The sequence below is a fragment of the uncultured Arthrobacter sp. genome, assembly GCF_902805515.1.
GTDB lineage: Bacteria > Actinomycetota > Actinomycetes > Actinomycetales > Micrococcaceae > Arthrobacter_D.
On the sequence record NZ_CADCTE010000101.1, the window covers coordinates 25,988 to 50,984 of the forward strand.

Annotated in this window: 21 protein-coding genes; 12 read left to right on the forward strand and 9 right to left on the reverse strand. The window is 65.6% G+C overall.

What is annotated here, in order from left to right; translation table 11 throughout:
* Positions 1 to 4: 4 nt before the first annotated feature.
* Entirely contained in the window at positions 5 to 1,330 is a 1,326-nt protein-coding gene (locus tag QZX79_RS09005) for an aspartate aminotransferase family protein (RefSeq protein ID WP_294567696.1), read from the forward strand.
* 115 nt (positions 1,331 to 1,445) lie between these two features.
* On the forward strand, positions 1,446 to 2,894 hold the full coding sequence (locus tag QZX79_RS09010) for a cytosine permease (RefSeq protein ID WP_294567697.1): 1,449 nt from the start codon (positions 1,446 to 1,448) through the stop codon (positions 2,892 to 2,894).
* Positions 2,895 to 3,184: 290 nt separating this feature from the next.
* Here the strand turns inward: QZX79_RS09010 and QZX79_RS09015 are convergent, their stop codons facing one another.
* From QZX79_RS09015 to QZX79_RS09030, 4 genes are all read right to left on the reverse strand, one after another.
* The gene (locus QZX79_RS09015; RefSeq protein WP_294567698.1) at positions 3,185 to 3,469 is read right to left on the reverse strand and encodes a DUF6510 family protein; all 285 of its coding nucleotides are present in this window, start codon (positions 3,467 to 3,469) and stop codon (positions 3,185 to 3,187) included.
* A 2-nt stretch (positions 3,470 to 3,471) separates the two neighbouring features.
* Positions 3,472 to 4,188 carry an FAD-binding oxidoreductase gene (locus QZX79_RS09020; RefSeq protein WP_294567700.1) on the reverse strand — a complete coding sequence of 239 codons (717 nt, stop codon included), beginning with the start codon at positions 4,186 to 4,188 and terminating at the stop codon, positions 3,472 to 3,474.
* Positions 4,185 to 4,775, reverse strand: a complete 591-nt coding sequence (locus tag QZX79_RS09025; RefSeq protein WP_294567702.1) for a sulfite oxidase-like oxidoreductase — start codon at positions 4,773 to 4,775, stop codon at positions 4,185 to 4,187. The genes QZX79_RS09020 and QZX79_RS09025 overlap by 4 nt, the downstream gene beginning before the upstream one ends.
* Positions 4,776 to 5,354: 579 nt before the next feature.
* Entirely contained in the window at positions 5,355 to 5,990 is a 636-nt protein-coding gene (locus QZX79_RS09030; protein WP_294567703.1) for a TetR/AcrR family transcriptional regulator, read from the reverse strand.
* 103 nt (positions 5,991 to 6,093) lie between these two features.
* Between QZX79_RS09030 and QZX79_RS09035 the strand changes: the two genes are divergently transcribed.
* Positions 6,094 to 6,753 carry a peroxiredoxin-like family protein gene (locus QZX79_RS09035; protein WP_294567704.1) on the forward strand — a complete coding sequence of 220 codons (660 nt, stop codon included), beginning with the start codon at positions 6,094 to 6,096 and terminating at the stop codon, positions 6,751 to 6,753.
* 914 nt (positions 6,754 to 7,667) lie between these two features.
* Here the strand turns inward: QZX79_RS09035 and QZX79_RS09040 are convergent.
* Together QZX79_RS09040 and QZX79_RS09045 are read right to left on the reverse strand one after the other, a co-directional pair.
* Positions 7,668 to 8,252, reverse strand: coding sequence for a VOC family protein (locus QZX79_RS09040; protein WP_294567705.1), 585 nt, complete (start codon positions 8,250 to 8,252; stop codon positions 7,668 to 7,670).
* A 283-nt stretch (positions 8,253 to 8,535) separates the two neighbouring features.
* The gene (locus tag QZX79_RS09045) at positions 8,536 to 9,486 is read right to left on the reverse strand and encodes a substrate-binding domain-containing protein (protein WP_366484845.1); all 951 of its coding nucleotides are present in this window, start codon (positions 9,484 to 9,486) and stop codon (positions 8,536 to 8,538) included.
* A gap of 232 nt (positions 9,487 to 9,718) precedes the next feature.
* Between QZX79_RS09045 and QZX79_RS09050 the strand changes: the two genes are divergently transcribed.
* The 5 genes from QZX79_RS09050 (at position 9,719) to QZX79_RS09070 (ending at position 15,580) form a co-directional block, all read left to right on the forward strand.
* Complete coding sequence (locus QZX79_RS09050; RefSeq protein ID WP_294567709.1) at positions 9,719 to 10,330, forward strand: urea carboxylase-associated family protein; 612 nt, start codon at positions 9,719 to 9,721, stop codon at positions 10,328 to 10,330.
* 26 nt (positions 10,331 to 10,356) lie between these two features.
* The gene (locus tag QZX79_RS09055) at positions 10,357 to 10,947 is read left to right on the forward strand and encodes a flavin reductase family protein (RefSeq protein WP_294567710.1); all 591 of its coding nucleotides are present in this window, start codon (positions 10,357 to 10,359) and stop codon (positions 10,945 to 10,947) included.
* Between the two features lie 47 nt (positions 10,948 to 10,994).
* Positions 10,995 to 12,368, forward strand: a complete 1,374-nt coding sequence (locus QZX79_RS09060) for an MFS transporter (protein ID WP_294567712.1) — start codon at positions 10,995 to 10,997, stop codon at positions 12,366 to 12,368.
* A gap of 29 nt (positions 12,369 to 12,397) precedes the next feature.
* On the forward strand, positions 12,398 to 13,741 hold the full coding sequence (locus QZX79_RS09065; protein ID WP_294567714.1) for an amidase family protein: 1,344 nt from the start codon (positions 12,398 to 12,400) through the stop codon (positions 13,739 to 13,741).
* 249 nt (positions 13,742 to 13,990) lie between these two features.
* Positions 13,991 to 15,580, forward strand: a complete 1,590-nt coding sequence (locus QZX79_RS09070) for a PucR family transcriptional regulator (protein ID WP_294567716.1) — start codon at positions 13,991 to 13,993, stop codon at positions 15,578 to 15,580.
* A 26-nt stretch (positions 15,581 to 15,606) separates the two neighbouring features.
* Here QZX79_RS09070 and QZX79_RS09075 read toward each other — a convergent pair whose 3' ends face one another.
* Positions 15,607 to 16,527, reverse strand: coding sequence for a polysaccharide deacetylase (locus tag QZX79_RS09075; RefSeq protein ID WP_294567718.1), 921 nt, complete (start codon positions 16,525 to 16,527; stop codon positions 15,607 to 15,609).
* An 8-nt stretch (positions 16,528 to 16,535) separates the two neighbouring features.
* A complete protein-coding gene (locus tag QZX79_RS09080; RefSeq protein ID WP_294567720.1) occupies positions 16,536 to 17,168 on the reverse strand; it encodes an urea carboxylase-associated family protein in 633 nt (210 codons plus the stop codon).
* Between the two features lie 226 nt (positions 17,169 to 17,394).
* On the opposite strand from QZX79_RS09080, the gene QZX79_RS09085 reads away from it, so the two are divergent.
* From QZX79_RS09085 to QZX79_RS09100, 4 genes are all read left to right on the forward strand, one after another.
* Entirely contained in the window at positions 17,395 to 18,111 is a 717-nt protein-coding gene (locus QZX79_RS09085) for an FMN-dependent NADH-azoreductase (protein WP_294567722.1), read from the forward strand.
* A 242-nt stretch (positions 18,112 to 18,353) separates the two neighbouring features.
* Entirely contained in the window at positions 18,354 to 19,907 is a 1,554-nt protein-coding gene (locus tag QZX79_RS09090; RefSeq protein ID WP_294567724.1) for a cytosine permease, read from the forward strand.
* A 504-nt stretch (positions 19,908 to 20,411) separates the two neighbouring features.
* The gene (locus tag QZX79_RS09095; RefSeq protein WP_294567726.1) at positions 20,412 to 21,911 is read left to right on the forward strand and encodes a mannitol dehydrogenase family protein; all 1,500 of its coding nucleotides are present in this window, start codon (positions 20,412 to 20,414) and stop codon (positions 21,909 to 21,911) included.
* Positions 21,912 to 21,981: 70 nt separating this feature from the next.
* Entirely contained in the window at positions 21,982 to 23,376 is a 1,395-nt protein-coding gene (locus QZX79_RS09100) for a xylulokinase (protein WP_294567728.1), read from the forward strand.
* 399 nt (positions 23,377 to 23,775) lie between these two features.
* Here the strand turns inward: QZX79_RS09100 and QZX79_RS09105 are convergent, their stop codons facing one another.
* Positions 23,776 to 24,807 carry a LacI family DNA-binding transcriptional regulator gene (locus QZX79_RS09105; RefSeq protein ID WP_294567730.1) on the reverse strand — a complete coding sequence of 344 codons (1,032 nt, stop codon included), beginning with the start codon at positions 24,805 to 24,807 and terminating at the stop codon, positions 23,776 to 23,778.
* Positions 24,808 to 24,997 lie beyond the last annotated feature (190 nt).

A 24,997-nucleotide genomic window follows, 5' to 3' on the forward strand; every position in this document is an offset into this window, starting at 1 on the left:
CACCGTGCCAGGACCTACGAACTACTTCAATTACGCCGATCTGGAGAAGCTGCCCGAGGACATTGCCGGACTCGTCACGCGGCGCCGGGATGCCATGGGTGCTGCGTACCGGCTTTTCTACTCCGATCCCCTGCAGATCGTGCGCGGCAGCGGCACCCGGCTCTACGATGCGGTCGGCGCGGAATACCTCGACGCCTACAACAACGTCCCGACCGCCGGACACGCCCATCCCCGGATCATCGAGGCGATCTCCCGCCAGGTGGCACAGGTGAACACCCACACGAGGTACCTCCATGAAGGAGTCATTAACTACTCCGAGCAGCTCCTCAGCACGTTCGCGGACCACCTCGACAACATCATGTACACGTGCACCGGCTCGGAGGCGAACGACCTCGCACTGAGAATCGCCAAGTACATCACCTCCGGCACCGGAGTGATCGTCACCACGGAGGCGTACCACGGCATTACCACCGAGACGGCTTCCATTTCCCCGTCGCTCGGCGGCCCCGCTTCCGTTCCGGAGTGGGTCGAAATGGTGCCGGCACCGGACACCTACCGCGGCACCGGAACCTTCGCCGCCGGAGTCGAACAGGCGTTGAGGAATTTTGCCCGACGGGGCATCAAGCCGGCGGCCATCATCTTCGATTCGATCTTCGCCTCCGATGGTTCCTTCACGCCGGGCCCGGAGGCGGTATCCCAGGCAGTGGACGCAGTCAGAAAGGCCGGCGGGCTGGCGATCGCCGATGAGGTCCAGTCCGGCTTCGGCCGGCTCGGCCAGGGCATGTGGGGCTACGACACCCTGGGCGTCACCCCCGATCTGGTCACCATTGGCAAACCGATGGGCAGCGGTCAGCCCATCGCGGGTGTTGTCGCCCCACATCAGCTGATCGACCGTTTCGGGGCGGACATCCGCTACTTCAGCACCTTCGCGGGCAATCCGGTGTCGGTGGCCGCGGCTCAGGCGACCCTCGACGTCCTGGGCGACGAGGAGCTCATTAAGAACGCCGATACGACCGGCTCCTACCTCATGGAGGGACTGCGCGGGCTCGCGGACCAGTTCGAAACCATTGGAGATGTCCGCGGCAGCGGCCTGTATCTCGGTGTCGACCTGGTCACCGACAGGACCACCAAAGCGCCGGCCGGTGACTACGCCTTCGACATCGTCAACGCGATGAAGGAGAACCACGTGCTCGTCGCCGCGGTGGGACCGGGGCGGAACGTACTGAAGATCCGGCCGCCCCTGTCGTTCAATGGCGCCGATGCCGAGATGTTCCTGACCGCACTTCGGCGCAGTCTGACCTCCGTGCCGGTGCCAACGCCCTCAGGATGACGAACCAACCGGCAGAGGTTCGTGGCGGAACCACGCCTTCGCAGAAACCAGGCGCCGCGCCGGCGCCGGAACTTTTCCCTGACCAAAGCTTTCACAATTCCGAGATGAGACCACCATGTCAAAGAGGACACTGATTGACGAGCACCAGGAGCTGGAGCAGAACAGCCTGGGCATGAAAAGCGCCGTGGAGTCCCACTCCATTGACTTCATCCCGGAACACGAGCGGCACGGCACCGCCCCAAAACAGGCGATTTTCTGGACGATCGCAAACTTCAACATTTTCAGCATCGCACTGGGCTTCATCGGCCCAAGTCTTGGACTGTCCCTCGTGTGGACGATCGTTGCCGGTGCGGCCGGCGGGATCTTCGGCGGGATCTTCGTCTCGTTCCACGCATCCCAGGGTCCCCGGCTGGGACTGCCGCAGATGATCCAGTCCCGGGCCCAGTTCGGCTACCGCGGGGTGCTGATCCCCACCATTGCCGTGCTGTTCAACTTCATCGTCTTCAATGTTCTACAGACCGACGTGCTCAAGTCGGGACTGAATGGAGTGTTCGGCTGGAACCCGACAGCGATCATCATCGCCGTGTCGGCCATCGCGGCGCTGCTGGCGATCTTCGGGCACAACTGGCTCCACAAGGTGTTCCGGGTGCTTTTCTGGGTCAGCGCACCCTTCTACCTGGTGCTGACGATTGGCATGTTCACGGGCGGGGCCGCCACCCAGGAACCATCCTCGCCGGGAGGCTTCTCCGCCACGGCCTTCATGATCGTTTTCGCCACGGCAATGAGCTACAACCTCACGCTGGCACCGTACGTATCGGACTACACCCGCTACCTCCCCGCGACGATCAAGACCTCCCATGTCGTCCTGGCCGTCCAAAGCGGGATCTGCTTCTCACTGATTTGGCTGATGTCCATGGGTGCCTGGCTTGCGACCCATGTAGGGGCCACCGACGCCCTGGTGGGACTGAACATGGCCGGGAACACTATGTTCCCCGTCTTCGGCACCGCCACAGCGCTTCTGTCGGTCGCCGGGCTGATCGCGGTCATCGGTATCAACACCTACAGCGCGGGAATCGCCGTGGCGACGGTCATTGACTGCTTCAAGCCCATCCGGTCCACACGGCGCCTGCGCATTGCCTGCACGGTGGGCCTGCTCCTCGTCTGGGGCACGATCAACCTCAACCTGCAGGGCGACCAGACCGTTCTCATCACCAACCTGCTGAGCATTCTGTTGTATCTGTTGGTTCCGTGGACGGCGGTGAACCTCGTCGACTTCTTCATCGTCCGGAAAGGCCACTACTCCATCGCGGAGATCGAGCAGCGCGACGGCATGTACGGCACGTGGGCCTGGCGGGGGTTGACTGCCTACGCGGCGGGTTTGTTGTTCGAGGTCCCGTTCATGGTCCTGAGCTTTTACAAGGGTCCTGCCACGGCGCTGACCGCAGGCATCGACATCTCCTTCGTCATCGGGCTGATCGGCGCTGGAGCCGCCTACCTGGTGCTGTCCAGGTCCCTGAAGTTGGACTCGGAGCTGGCCCGGATCGAAGAACACCCCGGACTGTAGGGCAGGGGCCGGACGGTTCGGGCGGAACATGCGGCGTACCGTAGGCCGTTAACGGCTCCTCCTCCGTAAATAGGGGCCGCGCGGATCCGCGCGCTGCAGGCCGGAAGCGGGTGCCCGGCGCATCCGCTCCTGGCCTTCCTGATGCGGATCATAGGCAACGCGGAATCCTGCACGGGTCTCCGGATGCCGGGGTGGGACCGGAGGCACTCACGATCGGGATCGACGTTTCGAAACAGCGTCCACGCGGGGACGGAACGCCGCCGCTGGCCATCGAGCTTCCGGCTGCCGGGTCAGCGGGACGTGACCGCGAACTGGCGGATGCCGTCGACGGTCAGGACCTGGCGTCCCTCCTGGTCACTCAGGCACAGGAGGACGGAGGTGCAGGTGGGACACCGCAGCACCATCCCCGGTGCGTGGGTGTACAGCAGGGCCGCTCCCAGCGCGGAGGAGGAACCGCAGTGGGCGCAGGTGCACCTGGCGCTCGTGAGGTCGACCATGAACTGCTCCAGGGCCCCCGCGAGGGCGTTCCCATCCAGGTGGTCATGGTCGTGGGGGTGCTGATCGGCGCTGTCCATCGTTATCCTCCGTATCGCTCGGTTCGGATCCGGCCGGCCTCATGCCCTGCGTCCACCAGCCACGAGGCGACGGCCTCGACGAAGCCGGTGGAGCCGCAGACGTAGACCGAGGGAAGGTCTTCTGGAGGGAAGCACGCACGCATCACTGCTTCCCGGGTCAGCCGCCCGACGGGCTGGCCGTCGGGGGCCTCCCGCGAGTAGGCGAAGTCCACTGTGACGTGCGGATTTTCCTGCCCGATGACCGCGAGTTCGCTGCCATAGAAGACCTGTTCGGGACCCCGCACGGAGTACAGCAGCCGCGCGGGGACGGCGGAGCCGGCTCCGGAGTGTGCCCGCAGCATGGCCATCAGGGGAACAACCCCGGATCCACCGGCAATCAACTGCAGCGGTCCCTCCTGATCGGGCGTCCAGGTGAACCAGCCGCCGACGGGGCCCCGTACTTCCAGTTCGTCGCCCGGGGCCAGGTCATTGACCAGGAAGGGGGACACTTCCCCGTCCTTCAGTTCCTCGATTGTCACCTCGAGTTCATCAGGGGGAATCCAGCCTGCCACCGAATAGGAGCGCACGGCCTGGTACCCGTCGCCTGCGGTGAGCCGCAGGTCGACGTGCTGGCCGGCGATTCCCGTGACGGCGTCGGGAAAGCGAAGCCGGATGGTGCGCGACCTTGCCGTCTCGGGCCGGACGGCGCTGACCTCGGCGGCCTGCCAGGATTTCCTCACGAATAGCGTTCCTCTCTCCACGGATCGCCATAGATGTGGTAGCCGTTGACCTCCCAGAAACCGGGCAGGTCCTGATCCATCATGCGGATGCCGCTGACCCACTTGGCGCTTTTCCAGAAGTACAGGTGCGGCACGAGAAGCCGGACCGGTCCCCCGTGGGCGGAGGGGAGCGCCTCCCCCTCGAATTCGTGGACAAGCCATGCCTTGCCGTCGAGGAGGTCCTCGAGGGGAAGGTTGGTGGTGTAGTCGCCGTAGGAGTGGACCATCGCGTATTCGGCTTCGGACTCCACCTCCTCGAACAGGGTGTCGAGGGAAACTCCGCGCCATGCGGTGCCGAGCTTGGACCAGCGGGTCACACAGTGGATATCCGCCGTGATGTTTTCCTGCGGCAGCGCCTGCAGCTGCTCCCAGGTCCATTGGTGTGTCGCGGAGCCGGTGTCGATCTCGAAGGTCCAGTCAGGCAGGGGTACGTGCGGGGTGGGACCTGCCGACAGGACGGGAAAGCCGTCGGTGGCGTACTGGCCGGGCGGGAGATTGGCATCCGGGTTCCGTGGTCTGCCGGTGAACCCTCGGGTTGGTGCGGCCATGCGGTACTCCCGCCAGAGGTGGATTCCGCCGGACTGGCGGTAGTGAAAAGGTAGTTCAGGAATTGAACATTGTCGATAGCCCCTGCTGCCCGCGCGGGGAGGAAACCGCTGCCGGGCACGCGGGTGCGCCGGCCCGAAGGCGCAGGACGCCGCCGGTCAGCGCGGAAACGGGCCCGCACCTCGCGAGTGGGGAACCCGACGCCGGTGCGCGGGTATCCTCCGGGCACCGGCGCTGCTGCCTGGCGCGAGCCCAACCGCGGTGGAGGGCCGGGCCGCTTCCATTTCAGCGTGCCCTCGGCAGTCGGATGATGTCCGGCATGCGGGCTGACCCGGCCGCCGGCATCCGCTCGAGGCCGGCGGGGTTCCGGACATGCCCGCAGGTCCCGGGAATCATGCACCAGTGCGGTCCGCCGTCTGGACGCCGTCAGAGGCCGGCTCGATTGCTGGAACGGTTACCGTCCGCGGCGGCGTCCCGGGTCGTGGCGGGGTGCGGATTGCGGTCCCGTCCGCATGGACCGGTCCCTATCACCACCGGGCCGCGGCTCCGGCCCTGGTTCACCGGCCGGGCCGTTTTCGGGGTCAGGACAGCTGGTGCGGGGGTGCCCCCACCGCGCGCACGTGGCCCAGAGCGCCGTCCAGGGCAATCTCCAGGTACTTCCTGTCGCGGTGCGTCTGGCTCATCAGCAGCCCTCCCTCGAGGGAGGTCATAATCCCAATGGCCAGCCGTGCCGGGTCGGCGGAATCCGAGAGCAGTCCCTGGCTTTTCATGGTGGACAGACCCTCGTGGAAGCTTTCCTCCCATTGCAGGAAGCTCGCAGAAAGCCGGCCCCGGGCCTCTTCGCTGATTTCCGCCAGCTCACTGGCCAGGGAGCCCAGTGGACAGCCTCCCGCGCAGTTGTCTTTGGAGCTGTGCTCGACCGTGTGGTCGCGCCATTCCTCCCACGCCCGCCAGGATGACAGGCCGTCGCGGGAAGCCTGCGAGGCCAGGATGCCCCGGATCTGATGGTCGATGACCGCACCCACCAGGTCGTCCTTGCCGGCGAAGTAGTGGTACATCTGCGACCGGCCAACGGCAGCCGCGGCCTCCACCTCCTCGAGCGTGGTGCCGGAGACGCCGCGGTCCTGCATCAGTCGTGCGGCCACCTCGATGATTCGCTCGCGCGTCGCCCGGCCTTTGCGTGTTGTCGGGGCGTTGTCTGCTGAGTAGGCGGCCATCGCGCAACAATAGCATTTTGTACTTGCTAATACAATCTTGTTGGGTCATGGTGGGGGCGTCAATGCACCACAAACCGCGTATTACCGATTGAAAGGACGACTGATGTCGCCCGATACCACTCCCGTTAGTGACCAGGCAGCCGCGCTCAAGGGCTCCTCCCCCTCCCCCCGGGACCTCGCGCCGGGGGCGCAGAACGCGCAGGTCCTCCCGGGCGGATCGCCGAAGAGCACCCTGGTGGCGGGTGATCCGTTCCCCGAAGGAAACCTTCTGACCGCCCAGGGGGAGCCGACGACCTTTGCGCAGGCCGTTGGCGGCAAAGCCTCGGTGGTCGTCTTTTACCGTGGAGCATGGTGCCCCGTCTGCAACCTTGCCCTGCGCACCTATAACGAGACGCTCAGCGCACCGCTCCGGGATCTTGGGGTGGAGCTTGTCGCGATCAGCCCGCAGAAGCCCGACGGCTCGCTGACGATGAAGGAGAAGAATCAGCTCGAGTTCACCGTTTTGTCGGACCCGGGCAATCAGATTGCCGGGCAGCTGGGAATCCTGAGCCGGCAGTCGGACGAGCAGGTTGCCAGTGATAAGGCCTCCGGATTCGATATTGAAGAGATCAATGCGGATGGCACCGCCACACTCACCTTCCCCACCACGAGCCTGGTCCGCGCGGATGGAACGATCGAATGGATCGATGTCCACCTTGACTACACCACCCGAAGCGAACCGGCGGAGATCCTGTCGGCCGTGCACAGCCTGCTCGGGAAGTGATTCGGGCCCGCCGGCACTGCATGGGCCCGCCGTGGTGACCGCGTTCCGGGAGCAGGTGGACGTGCTGCCCCGGGGTTGTCACGCCGGATTTGTCCCGCACCGTTTCGCCTGGCACGTCGGTGCGGCGAACGGTGTGACCCCACCGATGGACACGGCTTCCACATGGGCTTTTCAACACGTGACGGGGCGGATGACCTGATTCCCGGCGGGTATGGGCGGCCCCGGGCCGCCCATACCCGCCGCTTTGCCGGAATACCTTGGACGGCGAACCGCCGGCGTGGAGCGGATGCCGACGGATCACCTGGACGCTTGCAGGATCCGGCCGGGTTCCCACCTGCTGGAACCGGCCGGTGGAGGACCGTGCTGCCGGGTGCTGGTCCGTTTGTGGTTGATGCGGCGGGCGCTGCAGTGCGGGTCGGGCAGGTGGCGGCACCTCATGTCCGCGCCCGCGCCCGTCCGCTGGTGGTGCTGCACAGCGGGCGTGCGGATGCCGCCGGTGACGCCGCGGTTGGGGCCTGCCCCGCGGAGAACGGTCGTGATGGAAGGCGGACACGTTCCGCTGCCCGGCGGAGGATTGGATTCTCCGGCTGTGGCGGGGACCGGCAGAACCGTCCGCCCCGGGGTCCCCGGCAGTCACCGGGTGGGAGCCGGCGTTACCACCCGGTGACTGTCGGGGACCTCGGGAGCAGGCGCGCTCGGCGGTGTAAGGCATCCGGTGGACGGCGGCGAGGGGTCCCCCGTTCATCGGTGTTGTTAGTGGATTTTGAAGCCGGTGACGCCGCCGATGATCGTGAGCACGACGGACCTAGGCGGCGACGCCGGCCGGTACCGGCGGCCACCGCATCATCGATCGTCGATACCGCGCCGATGCCTGTCCGGGCTGGCCATACCGTAGCGGCGGGCGGAGCCGGAGCTCAGGCGCGTTGTTCGCGCACCGGCGGTACCTGGCCGGCGGGCGGAGCCGCGGGATACCATTCCTCCGGTTCGGGCCACTGGTACCCCTCGGGAATGGTGTAGGTCTCGAAGGTGGTCGTGGTTGCGGCTTCGGTCCCAAAGAAGGCGAAGGCATTTTGGCCCATGAACTTCCCTGACTGCGTCGAGGGGAATCCGCGTTGTGTGAACTGCTCCAGACGCTGCTCCCAGGGGAGCTCCTCGCAGTCAAAAGCAAGGTGGTGGACACCTTCCCCATGCTTGTCCAGGTGCTCCTGGAAGATGGAGGGCCCGTACAGCGGCTGCATCAGTTCCACCGCCAGATCGCCGACGTCAGCGAAACACACCTTAATGGCATAGTCGGCGGCCTCGCCGTGGTATGTGCGGTCCGTAACGGTGGCTGAATCGAACGTGTAGACCCGCCACGGGCCTATCCCGAGGCGGACGAGTCCCTCCATGGTTTTCCGGTGGTCCGCGGTCACGATGCATACCTCAATGAGATTCCCGAGGAAACTGTTCGACAGCGTCGTCGCACTGGTGACCTCGGGCAGTTGTGGTGCGTCATTCATGAAAGTAGTCCCTTACGGTTGATGGAGACCGGACGGTGGCTGCGCGCCGTGACCGGCCGGGGCCCGGCCGCGGTGGACGCCTCCGGTGGGGTTCCGGTCTGGCAGGTGCGCACTCGGTTCAGGAAGTCGTTAGCTTGCCGGCGCCGGCCTGGCAGGCCGTGGGTCCCATCTGACCACCGGCCGGCACGGGTGGCTATGGAGCAAGCTACATTGTTTGGGCCGCTGGGATGGTGATCTCACCATGTCCGCTGCAAAGAGCCGTTCCGGCGGTACGGCCGGTGACCTACCGGCGTGCAGGGCCGCTTGACTGCCTGGCCTTGAGGGAAGGCGTAATCAGCGTCGGGGCCGCCGGCTTTCCGGCCAGCACATCGATCAGGGTCTGGCCGGCAATCCGGCCCATGCTGATCACGGAATTGTCGACGCTGCTCAATGGACACAGGAGTTCGCGGGCGATGTTTATGTCGTTGTATCCCACGACGGCTATATCGGCGCCGGGCATCAGTCCCTGGTCACGCATCTCCCCCATTGCTCCGATGGCAGCGTAATCGTTGACGGCGAAAATGGCCGTGGGGCGCGGCTCCAGGGCCAAAAGCCTCCTGGCGGCCTCGCGCCCGCCCTCAACGTCGAAGGAGGACGCAACGACGGCCGAATCGGGCAGGTCGAGTCCCCTGGCCCGACTGGTTTCACGGAATCCGGTGACCCTGTCGATGCTCGTGCTGGCCCAGGTGGGGCCGGCGATGACGCCGAGATGGTCGTGTCCCAGGTCGGCAAAGTGTGATGCCACCAGCCCTCCGCCCACGATGTCCGCCCCGGAGACGGAAAGGAAGCCTGGGCAGCGGCGGTTGACCAGGACGGTCGGCACGTCAGTGGGGTGGCTCTGGGCAACGCCCAGGTGCGCGTCGGCCAGGATCAGCCCGTCCACGCGTCGGCTGGACATGAGACCGAGGTACTTCCGGTGCCGTTCGGGATCGTCGTAGGTGTTGGCGACGGCCACCTGGTAACCGCTCAGGGCGGCGCTCTGTTCGATGCCTTCGTAGATGGTCGCCAGAACGACGTCCGAAAGGCGCGGGACAAGCACACCGATCGACATGGAACGGCGTGTTCGCAGACTCGCCGCGTAGGGGTCCGGACGGTAGCCCAGCCGGTCCGCGACCTCGATAATGTGCCTGGTGATGGAGGCGCTGGGGGCGTCACTGAGGGCAGGGTCGGCCTGGGCCCGCAGAGCCCTTGACACGGTGGACGCATGCACGCCGGCGGCTTCCGCAACCGTCCGGAGGGTAACGCGCTCCCGGCCGCTTCGCGTTGGCTCCGCAGTGGGTTTCTGGGTCACACTCCTGATCATCTCAGATAAGGAACGCTTCCGCCCGAACCCGCGCCATCCGGCTCATTGACCGCCGCAATCGTTTGCGGTAGTGTTCGAAGTCACACACGCAATCGATTGCGTTCCGCGGGTGAGGGGCTTGGACATGCAGACCGTAGAAGCACGCACCGGATCATCGTTCCGCGTGCCGGCGGGGGCGTCGGTGAAGATCGTCAACCCCCACGGCACGCAGGTGGCCGACACATGGGTCCTTTCCCCGAAGACCCGCGAGTGGGCCTCCATGGCGCATACCCGCGCGGCGACCGGGCGGCTCTTCCCGAAAGTCGGGGACCACCTGTTCAGCAACACCCGGCGTCCCCTGGCCGAGTTCACGGAGGATACTTCCGGCGGTATCCATGACACGCTCATTCCGGCCTGCGACCTCTCCCGCTATGAGATGCTCGGCCACGTCGGGCATCACGACAACTGCGCCGAAAACTTCACCACCGCCCTGGCCGAGGAGGGCCTGGCCGACCTCGGGTTTGTGCCCGACCCGTTCAATGTCTTCATGAACGTACCCTGGACCGCCGGGGGTGAGATTGACTTCGCACCTCCGGTGAGTTCCCCGGGAAGCTACATCCTCCTCAGAGCGCTCGAGGACCTCATCGTGATCGTCTCGGCCTGCCCGCAGGACCTCGTTCCGGTGAACGGGTCGTTGCAGGAAACGAAGGAGATTCTGGTCGACGTTCAGGGGCCGCCGGAGCCGGGTCGGTCATGAGCCCCTTGCCGGGAACGGATCCCGCCATGCGTTCGATGGAAAGTGCGGACCTGTCCCCCGGGGAGTTGTTCAAGCTTCTGACCGGCGCTGTGGTTCCGCGGCCGATTGCCTGGACATCGACCATCAGTGAGGCGGGCATCAACAATCTTTCGCCGTTCAGCTTCTTCACGGTCGTTTCATCCGAGCCGCCGATGCTCCTCCTCAGCCTGGAATACAAGGAGGGTGGATGGCTTAAGGACAGTGCGGAGAACATCGAAAAAACGGGCGAGTTCGTTGTGAATATTGTTTCATCCGACATGGCAGGGGCGGTCAATATCAGCAGCAGGCCGTTTCCCGCGGCGGTCGACGAGTTCACGCAGGTGGAGATGACCCCGCTGCCCTCTCTCCGTGTAAGACCGCCCAGGGTCCAGGAGTCGCTGATCAGCATGGAATGTGTGCTTCACAGCACCTTTCATCCCGGCAGTGACCGCCTCGTCGTCGGTGAGATCGTCGTGTTCCACGTCGCTGAGCAGGTCCTCATGCCCGACGGAAGGATCGACGTTTCCGGTCTGGATCCGCTGGGCCGTGTCGCCAACCAGTTCACCTACACGGGTCCGCTCTTCTCACCTCCCAGGTGAGAGCTGCGGTGATCCAGCTCGTCCATATCTCGTAGAGAGCCATTATCATGCCGAATCCGACAGCGTCCCTGATCGATGACGCTCCCCTGAACGCGTTCCACAAACGGCTCACCGTCTTCTCCGCCGGCGGTCCGTTCATTGACGGCTATGCCCTGACGATCATCGGTATAGCCTTCGTCTCCATTAAGGGCCAGCTGCAGCTGAGCCCGTTCGAGGTCGGACTCATCGGAGCGGCGGCCCTGGTGGGAATCTTCATTGGTGGGTCGGTCTTCGGTTATGTGACCGACCGGGTCGGCCGGCGGGTGATGTACCTGATAGATCTGGTGGTGCTCGTGGTGGTCTCCATCGCATCGGCCTTTTCCCAGGAGGCGTGGCACCTCATCGTCCTTCGGCTGATTCTGGGCATCGCCATCGGCGCCGACTATCCGATCGCCAGTTCCCTGTTGGCCGAGTTCATCCCCAGCAAGTCCCGGGGAAGGGTTCTGGGATCGCTCTTTGTTGTCTGGGCCGGCGGCGCCGCGGCCGCCGCGGCGGTCGGCTGGGCACTGTCGTCCCTTGGACCGGACGCGTGGCGGTGGATGCTCGCCAGCCCTGCCGTCTTCGGACTCATCACGCTGATTCTGCGGTTCGGCACCCCTGAATCCCCGCGGTGGCTGATCAGCAAAGGCCGCCTGGCCGAGGCCCAGCGGGTCTGCGAGACGGTATGGGGCCCGGCCGCCAGGATTGAGATGATCCCGGAGGAAGAGGGACAGACCAGTTACGCTGCGGTTTTTCGAGGCGTGTATCTCCGTCGGGTCATCTTTGTCGGCGTTTTCTTCACGGCCCATGTCATACCGCTCTTCGCGATCTATACCTTTGGGCCAGACATTTTGGCAGAGATCGGGGTCGGGGGGCAGAACATCTTCCTCGCCGAGTTCATCATCAGCGCGATGTTCCTGGTCGGCGGGATTCCGGGACTGCTGCTGGTGGACCGGATCGGGCGCAAGCCCTTGCTTGTCTACACCTTCATCATCATGTCCGTGACTTTCGGGTTCATGGCCGTTTTCCCCGACGCCCCCGCCGTCATATTGTTTATTGCCCTGGCCGCCTACGCGGTCACTTCGGGTGCCTGCAACTTCATTGAAATCATCTATCCCAACGAGCTGTTCCCCACGCAGGTGCGGGCCACGGCAACCGGGACGGTCGTGGCTATCAGCCGGATCGGATCGGCGGTGAGCACATTCATCCTTCCCCTGATCCTGCTCAATGCGGGCCTCAGCGGCGTGATGTACCTCCTGGCGGCGGTCAATGTTGTCGGACTCGTCGTGACTCTTGTACTCGGTGAGGAAACCAGGGGCAGATCCCTCGCCGAAACCTCCGGAACCGGCCGTTCCGCCGTGCGGCCGTCATTTGCAGGCAGCGGCAGGGAGGCGGAGCTGTGAGTCGGACCCTGCCGCTGTCAGCAATGGAGATGTCCGCCGCACTGCAATCCGGCGCCGTCACCTCACGACGGATGGTCGACGAATCGATTGCACGGGCAGGATCGGAGGCGGCCCGGGCTGCCCTTGCAGTACTTACCGCAGAACGCGCTGTGGCAGATGCAGTCCTCAGCGATTCCAGGCGGACCAAAGGAGCGCCGCTGAGTCCTTTGGACGGCGTTCCCATTACCTGGAAGGACGTCTTCGATGTTGAGGGCGAGGTGACGAGGGCCGGTTCACAGAGCCGTACGTCGGCTCCGCCGGCGGCCGTTGATAGCTGGGTGGTGCGGCAGGCGCAAAGCTGTGGCCTGGTGACCGTGGGCAAAACCCACCTCAGCGAGTTCGCTTTTTCCGGACTCGGCATCAATCAGTACTTCGGGACGCCCAGAAACCCCAACAGCGGCACCGAAGCCCTTGTGCCCGGAGGGTCTTCCTCGGGTGCGGCGGCGGCCGTCGCCGCCGGAGTCGCACCCCTGGCCGTGGGCACCGACACCTCCGGTTCCGTTCGTATTCCGGCCGCCTTCTGCGGGCTGGTGGGCTTCAAAGCCAGCAGCACACGGTACGGTCCCGCCGACTTTCTGCCGCTGTCCAGGACATTGGACAGCATCGGCATTATCGCCCGCGCCACGAAGGACGTCAGGGCCCTCGATGCGCTGCTTGCCTCGGGCCCGCACCACCTCACGTCCAGGCCGCCGGCCCTGCGGGCGGTCATTCCCGAGGGAGAGTGGATTGATGACTGCTCACCGGAGGTTTATGGGCTCTTCACCGAAGCCGTCCGGGAGCTCGAGCGCTGCGGAATGAGCATTGAAACGCGGCCCCTTGCTTCGATGCGGATGGCGCAGGATCTGATGGACCGGCACGGGACGATTGTCGGCGCCGAGGCTTACCTCATGCATGAATCGGATCTCGAATCCGGGGCGATCGAGTCCGCCACCAGGCGGAGACTGGCGCGCAGTGCAGCCGCCCGGGACACGGTGTCGGTGGTGTACCGGCAGATGGGTCCTCTCCGGGCGCAGTTCTCCCGGGAACTGGCCGGCGCCGTGCTGGTTTGCCCCACGGTCAGGCACCTGCCTCCAGCGGTTGCCGCGCTGGCGGACAATCCTTCGCTGTATGACGCCACTAACGCGAAAACCCTCCGCAATACAATGTTGCTGAGCTATCTGGGAACCTGCGGCATTAGCCTTCCTTTGGCATCGGAATCGGGTACGGCCTCCACGGGGCTGCTTCTGTCCATGCCGGAATACTCGGATGAGTCGCTGCTGGAATTAGCAGAATGGGCGGAGGAGGCACTAAATGTCCGTAGTCCGCCGCATCTATCCGCCGGCCGCCGGAGGTGAGCCGCCGGTTCATGTGCTCCTGGCGGGCAGCGGGCCCGGGCTCCGGGACCGGCGTCATGGAAGGTGGACCGGGGAACGCCCGACCGGGGCACAGGAGCTGCGCCGGAGTGTCGGACCCGAACACTGGCCGCCGGAGCGTGCTGCAGTTTCGCTTGTCCCGGCCCCTCGGTTCTTCAGGTACGACCATGGGGCACCTGCCCTCTTTACGATTCGCAACTGACACGCATCACTCACCGGAAGGTGGAACCATTGCACAGCAATTCACGCACCGGAAATCCCCCACGCAACCTGTCCATTGCCAGCTTGTGTGAAGATGCAGCGCTCCGTCTCGACGTGCTCCTGGGAAACGGGGACGATCTGGCTGCAGAGATTGCCTGGCTGCACGTGACGGAACTGCCCGATCCCTCCCGATATATCCGGCCTACCGAGCTCATTCTCACCAATGGCTTGTGGCAGGAGCAGGCATCGCCCGAGGACTTCGTCCGCGCCGTGGCCGGTGCGCGTGCAGCGGGGATTGTTTTCGGCCTGACAGTTCTGACCCGGGCGGTTCCTGCCGAACTGATCCGGGCGTGCGAGCTGGCCCGGCTGCCCCTCCTGACCGCGCCCCTTGATGTCCCGTTTGCCGCCCTCACCCAGGCCGCGGCCCGTATCCAGGGAGAGATTCAGCAGGAATCCCTGCTCAAGGCCCTTCGCCGCGGGGACGCCCTCACCTCGGTCATGTCCCAGGGTGGAGGCGCGTCAGGCGTGCTGGACGTCCTGACACGGGAGTTCGGGTTTCCCCTGGTCATCATCGACCGGCGGGGAAACCAGCTTGCCGGCGGCGGGGAGGCGCTGCCGCGGGAGAAGCTGGATGCCGCCGCGAAAGTACTGGCGAAAAGACCGCCCCCGTTGGAGGCGAACGGAATATGGCCGGACCCGGCGTCCCTGTTTCTCATCATCGACGCCGTCGGGGAGGTCGAAGCGGGACTGTTCTGCCTTCGCCCGCATCAGCTGCTCACCGTCGAGGAGCAGGTGGCGCTGAATCAGGGAACGCGGTTCCTCAACCTCGAAGTCGCTCAACGACAGGCCATGCGCGCCGCAGAATCACGCTTTTCCGGAGAACTGCTGGAGATGATCCTCTCGGGTTCTGCACGCGCGGCGGAGGTCCCGGACCGGCTGCGCGCCTTCGGCATTGACCCGGAGGGCCCGCTGGCCCTGCTGGTGTTCACCCTCGCCGACACCCCGGTGCCGGCGGATCTTGAAGCGGATATTGAGACGCGGATCCGAAACAGCAGGCTGCTGCCTGTGGTCGTCGGTGGAAGCCAGGACATAGTGGTCATCGCTTCCTGGAACCGCGGGCAGGAATCACTGGTGGACTTCGCCGAGACCGTGCGGGCCGAAGTTGCCGAGGCCTACCCGCGCAGGAAACTGGTCGTCGGAGTGGGCGAGCCCGGGGAGGGAGCGTGCTCGCTGAAGGAACAACTGGTCCGTGCGCGCGCCGCAGCGAATGTTCTGAAGCGCAGGAGGGCCGGCCACCTGACTGCCACCGTGGCCAGTCTGGGAACCCATGCCATGCTGCTCGCCCTGCAGCGCGATGCGACCCTGCGCCGGTTTGCCGCTGACGAGCTTGCCGCCATCAGGCAGCACGACCTGCTGCGCGGGACCGAGCTGGAGGCCACGCTGCGGGAATTTCTCAACCGCAACGGCCATTGGGTTGCCACGGCCGAGGCACTCTTCCTGCACGTGAATACGCTGCGCAACCGCCTGGACCGGATCGGTTCGCTGACCGGCAGGGACATGAGCAGTTTCGCCGACCGTGTCGACCTGTTCCTCGCCCTGGAGGCAGACGCCATGAGCTGAACGCACACGCCGCGGGCTGAACCGGGTCAATCGGGGAAGCTCTCCAGGGCGTCCCGGGTGGGCTTGGTGAGGGTCCGATCGACGGTGCGCCCGTCTTCGCCGACGCGCTCTGCCGTCGCGGCGCAGGTGGCGAAGGTGACATCGCCGCATTGCTGGGCGTATTCAATAAGGCCGCGCAGTGCCAGCAGCCGGCCCGGCCTGCCGGAAAGAAACGGGTGCGCGCAGAGGTTGAAAAGCCCGCCGAAATGCCGCATTCCATCGAGCTCGGCCCTCCATACTTCAACGGCCCTGCCGGGCGGCTGGATGATGGATCCGATGTCGGGGGCCGGCAGGAATGCATACTGCTCCCAGTCGTCAAGGGACCAGTGGACGGGCAGTTCGACCACCCTGCCGGCGGGGGTGGAGATGGTGTAGGGCCGGTCATCGCCCATCAGCGACGAGTCGTAGGTCAGCCCGTACTCGGCGACGAGGGAGGGGGTGCGCCAGGTGGCGCACCAGTTTGCGGCACGGTAGCCGGTCACGGCAATGTCCTGGGAGTCGAAGACGGCCAGCGCCCGCTCGAAATCGGCGCGTTCTTCCAGGGACGTCATGGCGGTCGGAGCCTGATGGCTGTAGGAATGATGGGCCACCTCGTGTCCGCGCTCCAGGATCGTCGGGGCCAGGCCCGCCCTTTGCTCGGCCACCCATCCGGGGACGAAGAAGGTGGCCCGGATCTGCAGTTCATCGAGCATGTCTAGGATCCGTGGAACTCCGACATCCGGCCCGTAGGACTGGTGGGACATGACCATGAGGTTGTCGGCGTGGGACTTCCCGTGCGCCAGGATCGGAGTCTCGGCGTCAACGTCGAAGGTGAGATTGAAGACGGCCGCAGCACCTTGGCGCCAGTCGGACGCTCCCGCGGTGCCCGCCGCGGCGGATGGTGTCCTGTTGCTTTCGGGTCCCATCATGTCGGCTTTCACTGTCCCTGGCCGACGCTCAGGCGCAGGTCGGTGGGTGTGCCGTTATTGATGGCGGTGATGTCCTGGGGGCAGGCGGACACCACGATCACGCAGTCCATGAGGGCTTTGAAAACTATGTGGTCCCCGGCGTTGGTGTTCGCCGGCAGCCAGCGGAGGTCCCCCGCGCCGCCTGGGGGAATCCGCATGAAGATATTGATGGGCTGGGGAACCACGGAGGATTCAAGGCCGGCATCGAAGAGGGCTTCCCGGAGGTTGGAGGCGCAGGACCGGTGATCAGGGTGCCCCAGCTCCGCATACCGTTGCGGATCACAGGCGGCGATGAGCATGTCGTGGGTTCCCGACGGTGAGGTGTCGGCCACCAGGGAGAGGATCGGGCGCCGCTTGGTGGTCAGGAACTGCTCGCCGATGTGCGGGAACAGGCGGCTGACTCCCGTGCGCGTATGCGATGCACTGTGGTATTCGTCCATGTCGTCCTCGGCGAAGGCGAAGACATCGCCGACCTGTCCGCCGAAAACGTCGGTGATGGTCACCTCCTGGCCCTGCTTCACCCGGATAGCCCGCCCATGCCGGGCGGGAACCAGAAGGGTCTGGCTGGCCGAAATGTCCTGGGTGATCTCGTCTGCCGTCATACCCCCATCCAAGTGCCGCGCCTCCTCGCGGAGCAATAGAGCAACCCACACCGGGCCGATGCGATGTGTGGACGAAGCCACACGGGGTCGGACGTTCCGAGGCGAATATGCTGGCCACCCGGTGACGGCGTTCCCTATGGACAGCCCCACGGCAGCCCGCCGGCATTCCACGACCCGACCGTTCATGCGGCGTGCCGGGCGAATCAACAGAGTAATGGAAGCAGCTATGAAGACCCTCCTCTACATCGACTCCAGCGCCCGGGCATCACGGCCCGACACCGACGCAAGGGGTTCACATACCCGCCGCCTGGCGGCCCATTTCATGAACCGCTGGCAGGAGGCGGCTCCTGGTGATGCCGTCATCCACCGCGACGTCGCCCTGGAGCCGCCCACCCCGGTGACTGCGGACTGGATCGCGGGGGCGTTCACCGCCCCGGAGGACCGCTCCCCGGAGATGTCCGCTGTTCTGCAGGAGAGCGATGTTCTCGTGAAGGAACTCATCGAAGCCGACGTCATCGTGATCGGTGCGCCCATGTACAACTTCGGGATCCCATCGACCCTGAAGGCCTGGGTCGACAATATTGTGCGGGTGGGGGTGACCTTCGGCTTCGACCGGAACCGGAAGGGTGACCCTTATTGGCCCATGCTGCAGCCGGGAAAGCACCTGGTGATCCTCACCTCCCGCGGTGATTACGGCTACGGACCCGAAGGCCGCCTTGAGCACATGAACCACGTTGATAAGGCGCTGGCAACGGCGCTCACCTATACCGGGGTGACAGAGATTACGACCATCGCGGTCGAGTATGACGAATTCTCCGACACCCGGGTGGAGGATTCTCTAGCCGACGCCCTCGCCGAGATCGATTCCCTCGTGGGGTTGATGGCGAACGGCCCGGCGGCCCCAGGCTCCCCTGAGCGCCGTCAGACAGTGGCGGCCGGCTGATAAACGTCCTGCCCCGGACGGCCCGGAGCGCGCTGCGTTGTGGCGCGCCCGGGCCGGCGGGGAATCCGGATCGACAGACGCGGACGCCCGTCCGGTTCCGATCTCTTTCCGGCGCCAAGTGTGGACGATCCTCCATTGGCCGCAGGCTGCCGGGGCCTGTTGTATGAGCTTCATCACAGCCAGCGCAGCCCGACCCCCAAAAATCCACCAGGGCCCTGATCTCTCAAAGGAGAGACACGATCATGAACCTACACTCCCGGCCGGCGCCTCAGGTCTCACCGCCATCACCGCAATCACCGCAATTACCGGCCGCAGCGAACGCAGGCCACCTGGAATCCGCCGGTGCGGTTTCCCAGCTGGAGGAAAACCTGCAGCCCGTTCCCGAATCCGGCCGAACCAAGAAGGTTTCGGGGCAGTTCTGGATTTGGGCCGGCGCCAACCTCGCCCCTATTAACTGGGTGCTGGGGGCGCTGGGAATCCACCTTGGTTTGGGCTTCCGGGACACGGTCATCGTTCTGGTGGCCGGAAACCTGATCGGTATGGCCCTGTTCGGGTTCTTCGTCCTGCTGGGCCAGCGGACGGGGGCGACGGGCATGGTGCTGGGCCGGGCGGCCTTCGGCCGGACGGGCAATTATCTGCCCGCCATGACCCAGGCCGTCCTGGGCATTGGCTGGTGCGCCGTGAACACGTGGATCGTGCTCGACCTTGTCATGGCCCTGTTCGGGACGTTGGGATGGGTGGATCCCGACGCTCCGAACCACCTGGCGAAGATCCTTGTGGCCGGAGCGATCATGGGCGTGCAGGTGCTGATCGCGTACTTCGGGTACAAGGCCATTGCGGCCTTTGAACGCTGGACCGTGCCGCCGACGATTCTGGTTTTGGTCGCCATGTCGGCGGTCGCCTGGTTCGGCATGGACATCGACTGGGGGTATCAGGGCCCTGCCGGTGACATCCTGACCGGGACGGAGAGGATCACGGCCATGAGTGCCGTGATGACCGCGATCGGCATCGGCTGGGGCATCACCTGGTTCACCTACGCGGCGGACTACTCGCGTTTTGTCAGCCGGGAAGTGAAGCCGCGGCGCCTTTACCTGGTCTCCGTTCTGGGTCAGTTCATTCCGGTGGTGTGGCTGGGCATCCTTGGTGCCAGCCTGGCGACCAAGAGTGGGAGCGTCGACCCCGGCAAGCTCATCGTCGACAATTACGGGGCCCTCGCCATTCCAGTGCTCTTCATGGTCCTCCATGGTCCGGTTGCCACCAACATCCTGAACATCTACACCTTCACCGTCTCCGCTCAGGCGTGCGACATTAAGACGCCCCGGCGCACCCTCAACTACCTTGTTGGGGTACTGGCTTTCATCGTCGTGATCTTCTTCATCTTCCAGACCGATTTCGCCGCCGTGATCGATGCCTGGCTGATCGGCCTGGTGGCGTGGATCGCCTCGTGGGGTGCCATCATGCTGGTCCACTATTACTATCTGGAGCGCCGCAGGCCGCTGGGCACGGACCGCCTGTTCGACCCCGCGGGGGGCACGAAGGTCCCCGCCATCAACTGGGCCGGGATGATCGCCCTGGCCTCCGGGCTCGTGGCCACCTGGCTGTTCATGTATGGTCTGCTTCCGGCGACTCAAGGACCCATCGCCAGGGCCATGGGCGGCCTGGATCTGTCCTGGCTTGCCGGAGGCCTGACGGCCGCGACCGTCTACGCGGTGCTCGGTTCCCGGGTCCATAACCGGCTTGCAGATATCAAGGCCTCGGCCGGCCACCACCGGAAGCAGGCAGCCCGGCAGCCATAATCCGGTCCGGTGCGGTGGTGCTACCGGCCACATCCGGTGGGCGTTGGCACCGCCGGCCCGGACAGCCGCCGGCGCCGGCAACCAGCCGCCCAGGGCTTGGGAAAGCGTGAACGATGGCAGAGCGTGTTCGGCCGGAATCACCCGGTGAGCGCGCTCTTCCGCCGTTTCGGGCCCACCCGAGCCCGAGGGGTCAAAGCGGCGCCCTTTGCCCCAGCCCCGGGCTGAATGCCGTTGGATGAGGCGGAATTGCCGGAGGTATTGCTGCGTAGCAAAATTGACAGACACAGCAGTCAATAGAACAAGCGGCCGCCGGAAAAAGTTTAGTTTGCTACGTTGCAAATCTGAGTGGAATCCCGCACTATATGACCATGACGAAGCTTGCGGATCCGGCAGCAGCGCAGCCGCCGGTTGCGGGGCGCGTCGCGTAACCGGCCGGCGATTCTCAGCAGGTGACTCCCGCCGGCTTCCCGTCCCTCCATGCGCACATGATCTGTGGGAGTAAACATGCACCAGCTCAGCAATGGCACCCTTCACCATCTGCCGGAACAGCTCTCGGTCCCTTCCTATGACCGGGCGGCACTGACGGCTGGAATTGTTCATTTCGGGGTGGGCGGGTTCCACCGGTCGCACCAGGCCATGTACCTCGACCGGTTGATGAACTCCGGTCGCGCCCTGGAGTGGGCGGTGTGCGGCGTCGGGGTGCTGCCCTCGGATGCGCTCATGAAGCAGGTCATGGATGCGCAGGACTGCCTGTACACCCTGGTGGTCAAGAACCCGGACGGAAGTACCGAAGGCCGGGTTATTGGCTCGATCATTAAGTATCTCTTCGCGCCGGAGGATCCCGAGTCGGTGATTGAGCAGATGGCTTCCGAGACGACAAGGGTGGTCTCCTTGACCATCACGGAAGGAGGCTACAACTTCCATCAGGTCACCGGTGATTTTGATGCGTCGAATCCGGCAGTGCTCGCAGACCTCCTCCCGGGTGCCGTCCCGGCCACGACTTTTGGCCTCATTGTGGAGGCCCTGCGCCGCCGGCGGGAGCGGGGGATTCCTCCGTTCACCGTGATGTCGTGTGACAACATCCAGGGCAACGGCAATGTGGCAAGGACCGTGTTCACCGCCTTCGCCGATCTTGTTGATCCCGACCTTGGGGCCTGGATCGCCGACACCGTGTCCTTCCCCAATTCGATGGTGGACCGTATCACTCCTGCGACCACTGATGCGGACCGCGCCCTGGTCCAGGACCGGTTCGGTGTGGCGGATCGATGGCCGGTGGTGAGTGAGGATTATGAACAGTGGGTGCTCGAGGATGCCTTCCCGCTGGGGCGCCCGCCGCTGGAGGAAGCCGGCGTCCAGCTGGTGGCCGACGTCGAACCCTACGAGTTGATGAAGCTTCGGCTGCTTAATGCAAGCCATCAGGCCCTCTGCTATCTGGGGTACCTGTCGGGCTACCGGTATGCGCATGAGGTGTGCCAGGACCCGCTGTTTGCCCGTTTCCTGCTGGACTATATGGACATGGAGGCCTCTCCGACCCTTCAGCCGGTGCCCGGCATCGATCTGGAGGCGTATAAACACACGTTGCTGGCCCGGTTCGCCAATGAACACGTCCGGGACACCCTGGCGCGGCTGTGCGCGGAAAGCTCGGACCGCATTCCGAAATGGCTCGTGCCGGTGATCCGGGAGAATCTTGCGGCCGGTGGAGGCATCGAACGCTCGGCAGCGGTCGTTGCGGGGTGGGCCCGCTATGCGGAGGGAACCGATGAGCAGGGCGCCCCGATTGTCGTGGTCGACCGGTTGAAGGATTCCGTGATGGCTGCGGCGGCGCACAATCAGCGGGACCCGCTGTCCTTTCTGCACCAACGGGCCCTCTTCGGAGACCTCGCCGACAGCCCGCGGTTCACCAAAGCCTATGTGCTCGCCCTGGAGACCCTCCACGGGCAGGGCGCGCGGTCGCTGGTGGAACGGCTGACCGCGACCGACACCCTTGCGCACGGGGCCCTGTGATGGGGAGCTGCCGGACCGCCCCGGGACACCGGTGTCCACCGCGGGACCGCCGCCCGGGGTGCCGGACGCGATGACCACTCTTGTCACCGGAGTCGATTCCTCCACCCAGAGCTGCAAGGTCCTCACCGTGGACGCGGAGACGGGCCGGATCGCCCACCAGGGCCACGCTCCCCATCCTGAGGGTACGGCCGTGGATCCCGAGCACTGGTGGAAGGCGCTGGAGTCGGCGGCCGGCCCGGACCTGATGCGCACCCAGGCCCTGGCGGTCGCGGCCCAGCAGCACGGGATGGTTGCCCTGGACGCGGACAACCGGCCGGTGCATGACGCTCTGTTGTGGAACGATACCCGCAGTGCCCCGCAGGCCGACCGGCTGCGCGCACGGTTCGGGCCGGAGCACTGGGCCCGCGGCATGGGCGTGGTCCCGGTTGCCTCCTTCACGGTGACTAAACTGGCGTGGCTGGCGGAGAACCACCCCGAGCTCGCCGCGCGGGTCGAACGGGTCATACTTCCGCACGATTGGCTCAGCTGGAAGCTGCGCGGAATGCTCGGAGATCCCGTCACGGACCGCAGTGATGCCTCGGGCACCGGTTACTTTTCGGTTCCGGAGAACCGGTACCGGACCGCCGAGCTGGCACATGCCTTCGGCCGCGTGCCCGAACTGCCGCGGGTACTCGGGCCGGCGGAGGCGGCGGGCACCACCGCCCGGGGCACCCTCATGGCGCCCGGGTGTGGGGATAATGCGGGGGCGGCCCTGGGTCTTGGGCTGCGCCCGGGCGAGGTTGTGGTGTCCATCGGCACCAGTTGCACCGTCTTCACCTCGGCGCCGCGTCCTGTCATCGACCCCACGGGGGCGATCGCCGGATTCGCCGATGCCCAGGGGGCCAGCCTGCCCCTGTTGGCGACGCTGAACGGGGCCCGGGTGGTGTCCACCACCGCGGACCTGCTCGGGGTGGACCTGGCCCGGCTGGATCATCTGGCGTCTTCGGCCGCTCGCGATGCCGACGGGCTCATCTTTGTGCCGTATCTCGACGGCGAACGCACCCCGAACCTGCCGTTCGCCTCTGGAAGCCTTGCCGGAGTGACCCGCCGGAGCCTGACGCCGGAGAACCTCGCCCGGGCCGCCGTGCTCGGGGTGCTGAACGGTCTTGCCGAGGCCCTCAATGCTTTCCGCGGCCAGGGAATCCCGGTCCACCGCGTGCTCCTGATCGGTGGAGGGGCTCGAAGTGAAAGCCTTCGCCGGGCCGCCCCGGATATGCTCGATGCGGAGGTGGTGGTGCCTGCACCACGCGAGTATGTGGCCTTGGGTGCGGCCCGGCAGGCAGCGTGGACCGTGGCCGGCACCCAGGAGCCGCCCCAGTGGGAGCGGGAAATGGATGCCGTCTACCGGCAGACCGATGCCCCGGCATGGGCCGGCACGGTCCACGAACAGTTTCTCGAGCTGAGAAATCACCATTACGGCCTGTGAGCCCCTTGCCTGTGGCTGCCGCCGCCGTGCCGGGGCCTGGAGCGTCTGCCGGTGGGACGGTGCGGGCGGTGGGCCCGGCCAACGCGGGATCCGCACGGCAGAGAGGGAACGCCGCCCCTGAGGAGGGATTCACGGCCGGCAGCAGGACATACCGCCGGCGTGGATTGAAGGTGGAGCACCCATGAATCCGCAGGGTGGACGCGGTGCTGGCGAAGGCGGGCAAGGGATTGGGATCCGGTTCGGGTACCCTTCGGGCAGCGGGCATTGCTGAAGGGCGCTTGTCCTGACCGGGTCCGGCCTTAGGTGCAGCGGGGTCCCGGTTCTCGGGAAGGCCTGGAGCAGGGCGCGATGTTGCTCAGGGGTTGAAAGGGCGAGGGGTCGAAAAAGGCGGACGGGGCGTCAGGCGCTCTGGCGCACGGCGAGGTGGTAATCGAGCAGGATCTCCGTTGTCGCTGTGTGTTCGCCGGCCAGCTGGTCGAGCAGCAGATCCACCGCGGCATGGGCGATGGCTGTTTTGTTCGGGGCAATGGTTGTCAGAGTGGGTGTGGAGTACGCGGCGTCCTCGATGTTGTCCCAGCCGACGACGGCGATGTCCTCGGGGATCCGCAGGCCCCTGTCGGTCACCGCTTTCATGGCGCCGAGCGCCAGTGAGTCATTGAAGCAGAAGAGGGCGTCGATGTCGGCTGGCCCGTCCAGAAGCTGCTGGGCGACCCGGTAGCCCTCGGCCAGCGACCAGCGCGCGGTGGGAAGGACGAGCTGGTGTTCGTACCCGAGCCCTGCCCGGAGAAGCGCTTCTCGGTAGCCTTCCGTGCGGCGCTGGGCGGGTCCTGCAATCCGGGCCTGCGGCAGGGCGCCGATGGCGGCGATTTTTGTCCGCCCGGTGCCGAGGAGGTGTTGGGTTGCGGTCAGCGCGCCGGCGACATTGTCGATTGATACGTGGATGATGTCGCTGGCGGTGACGCTTTCGCCGAGGAGGACCGTGGGGAAGCCGAGTTTGCGTGCTTCCAGGTCGTGCGCGGTGACGGACAGGGGGTTGAAGATCAGTCCGTCGATCACTTTGGAGTGGTACCCGTCCAGCACCAGCAGTTCGCGCTCCCGTGTTCCGCCGGTCTGATCGATGAGGACGGTCAGACCCCGTTCGCTGGCCCGTCGTTCGATGAGATCGGCCAGTTCGGCGAAGTAGGGGGCCGAGATTTCCGGCAGCGCCAGGGCAAAGAGTCCGGTGCGGCTTCCGCGGAGGTGCCGTGCCGCGGCGCTGGGCCGGTAGTCGAGTTTGTCGATGGCACGCTGGACCCGGGCCCGGGTCTCCGGGGCGACGTGCACGTAGTCGTTCACCACATTGGACACGGTGCGGGGAGAGACACCGGCCAGCGCCGCCACGTCCCTCATACTTGCCGGCATCGTTATCCCCCAGTTTCTCTGCTGTCTCATTGCTTCGTTATCATCCCCGATTTTGGGGTGAAAGTCCTCCCGGCTGAACAGGGTGGCCTGTCAGCCGGGAGAACTTCCATCATCCCGGGGCTTTCCCAGCCGGCGGGGAAAGCCCCGGTGCCCGCACCCACCGGCACCCGGGCTGATCCTCGGATTCACCGAAGGTGCAGCGGCCGTGGTGGCCGGCGGG